The 2,486-nt window shown below is 70.3% G+C and carries 2 protein-coding genes; both read left to right on the top strand.

Translation table 11 applies throughout. The annotated features are described in order from the left end of the window. A partial coding sequence (locus GQ651_RS18570; RefSeq protein WP_227258376.1) for an acyl--CoA ligase occupies positions 1–1,503 on the top strand: 1,503 nt, incomplete at its 5' end. 4 nt (positions 1,504–1,507) lie between these two features. Next, a complete protein-coding gene (locus tag GQ651_RS18565) occupies positions 1,508–2,485 on the top strand; it encodes a 2-dehydropantoate 2-reductase (protein ID WP_160765785.1) in 978 nt (325 codons plus the stop codon). Position 2,486: the final 1 nt, after the last annotated feature.

Genomic DNA, 2,486 nt, shown 5'->3' with positions numbered 1-2,486 from the left:
GGCCACCCCGACACTTCCCCTGCGTTTGGGGCGCCTGGGCGGGAGTGGTTGAGCTATGGGGGGCTTCGGGCTCTGGGGGGTGAGGTTCGGGGGGCGCTTCACGGGGCCGGGATCGGTCGGGGGGACCGGGTGGCGATCGTCTTGCCGAACGGGCCCGAGATGGCGGCGGCCTTCGTGACGGTGGCCGGCGTGGCCACGACCGCGCCTCTGAACCCGGCCTATACCGCGGATGAGTTCGCCTTCTATCTCGAGGATCTGGGCGCGAAGGCGGTCATCCTGATGGACGGGGAGGACGGGCCTGCCGCGGACGCGGCGGCCGGGCTGGGGGTCCAGGTCCTCAGCCTGTCCGTGCCCGAAGGCGCGCCCGCCGGCACCTTCCGCCTGACCTCGGACCGGTCCGGCACGCCGGACGACACCTCCGCCCCCGGCCCGGACGATATCGCGCTGATCCTGCACACATCCGGCACCACGTCGCGGCCCAAGATCGTGCCGCTGACCCAGGCCAATGTGGCGGCCTCGGCGGGCAATATCAGGGCCTCGCTCGCGCTGACCGAGACCGACCGCTGCCTCAATGTCATGCCCTTGTTCCACATCCACGGGCTGGTCGCCGCGGTCTCGGCCTCGCTCGCCGCGGGCGCGTCGGTCTGGTGCGCGCCGGGCTTCGATGCGCTCAGGTTCTTCGGCTGGATGCGGGACGCGACCCCCAGCTGGTACACCGCCGTTCCCACCATGCATCAGGCGATCCTGGCCCGCGCGGGGCGGAACGCCGACGTGATCGAAGAGGTGCCGCTCAGGTTCCTCCGCTCCTCCTCGGCCTCGCTGCCGGGGCCGGTGATGGAGAAGCTAGCGGCCACCTTCAACGCCCCGGTGATCGAGGGCTACGGCATGACCGAGGCCGCGCATCAGATGGCGTCCAATCCCCTTCCGCCCCGCGCGCAGAAGCCGGGCTCGGTCGGCGTCGAGGCGGGGCCCCTCGTCCGGATCGCCCACGAGGTCGAGAACAGGCTGATCGACGGCACCGGCGAGGTGGTGATCTCGGGGCCGAACGTCACGCCGGGCTACGAGGGGAACGCGCAAGCCAATGCCAAGGCCTTCTTCGAGGCCGACGGCCGCCGCTGGTTCCGCACCGGCGATCAGGGCGCCTTCGACGACGAGGGCTACCTGACCCTGACCGGCCGTCTGAAGGAGATCATCAACCGGGGCGGCGAGAAGGTGAGCCCCTTGGAGGTCGACGGCGTCTTCTCGGCCCATGCGGACGTGGCGCAGGTGGTGACCTTCGCGCTGCCGCACCCGAAGCTCGGCGAAGAGGTGGCCGCGGCCATCGTCCTCCGCGAGGGGGCGTCCGCGACCGAGGCCGATCTCCGCGCCTTCGCCGCCGAACGGCTCGCCGCCTTCAAGGTGCCGCGCAAACTGGTGATCCTGGACGAGATCCCCAAGGGCGCCACGGGCAAGCTCCAGCGGATCGGCCTCGCCGAGAAGCTCGGCCTCACCGAAGAGGCGTGAGGCGATGAAGATCTGCATCTTCGGCGCCGGCGCGATCGGCGGCTACATGGGCGCGAAACTGGCAGAGGCCGGGGCGGATGTGAGCCTCGTCGCGCGGGGGCCGCACCTGGCCGCGATGCGCGAGAATGGCCTCACGCTGATCGAGGAGACGGGCGAGACGACGGTCAAGGTCACCGCGTCCGACAACGCCGCCGATCTGGGCCCGCAGGACTATGTGATCGTCACGCTCAAGGCGCATTCGGTGCCGCCCGTGGTCGACAGGATGCAGCCGCTGATCGGGCCGGACACCACCATCGTCTCGGGCGTGAACGGCGTGCCCTGGTGGTACTTCCACAAGATCGGCGGGCCTCTGGAGGGGACGCGGCTGGAGAGCGTGGACCCGGGCAACGCCCAGTGGGACGGCTTCGGCCCCGACCGGGTGCTGGGCTGCGTGGTCTACCCGGCGGCCGAAGTCGCCCGCCCCGGCACCGTCCGCCATATCGAGGGCAACCGCTTCTCTCTGGGCGAGCCCGACGGGTCCAAATCCGAGCGCGCGCTCAGGCTCTCTGCGGCGCTGACAGAGGCCGGTCTGAAGGCGCCCGTCCGCCCGCGGCTTCGCGACGAGATCTGGGTCAAGCTCTGGGGGAACCTGTCGTTCAACCCGATCTCGGCGCTGACCCACGCGACGCTCGACGTCCTCTGCACCGACCCCGGCACCCGCGCCGTGGCGCGGGCGATGATGGTCGAGGCGCAGGAGATCGCGGAAAAGCTCGGCGTGAAGTTCCCCATCGACGTCGACCGCCGCATCGACGGCGGCGCCGCCGTGGGCGCGCACCGCACATCCATGCTTCAGGACCTCGACGCCGGCCGCCCCATGGAGATCGACGCCCTCGTCCGATCCGTCGCCGAACTCGGCCAGATCACAAACACACCAACCCCAACACTCAACACCGTCCTCGCACTCGTAACCCTCAGAGCCAAAACAAAAGGGCTTTATGTGTGAG

The organism is Kangsaoukella pontilimi (assembly GCF_009830125.1).
Classification (GTDB): Bacteria; Pseudomonadota; Alphaproteobacteria; order Rhodobacterales; family Rhodobacteraceae; genus Kangsaoukella; species Kangsaoukella pontilimi.
This window is presented reverse-complemented; position numbering and strand designations above follow the sequence as displayed.

Excerpts from the sequence above, each read along its gene's own strand:
- GQ651_RS18565 (WP_160765785.1), top strand. The coding sequence starts at position 1,508 with ATGAAGATCTGCATCTTCGGCGCCGGCGCGATCGGCGGCTACATGGGC.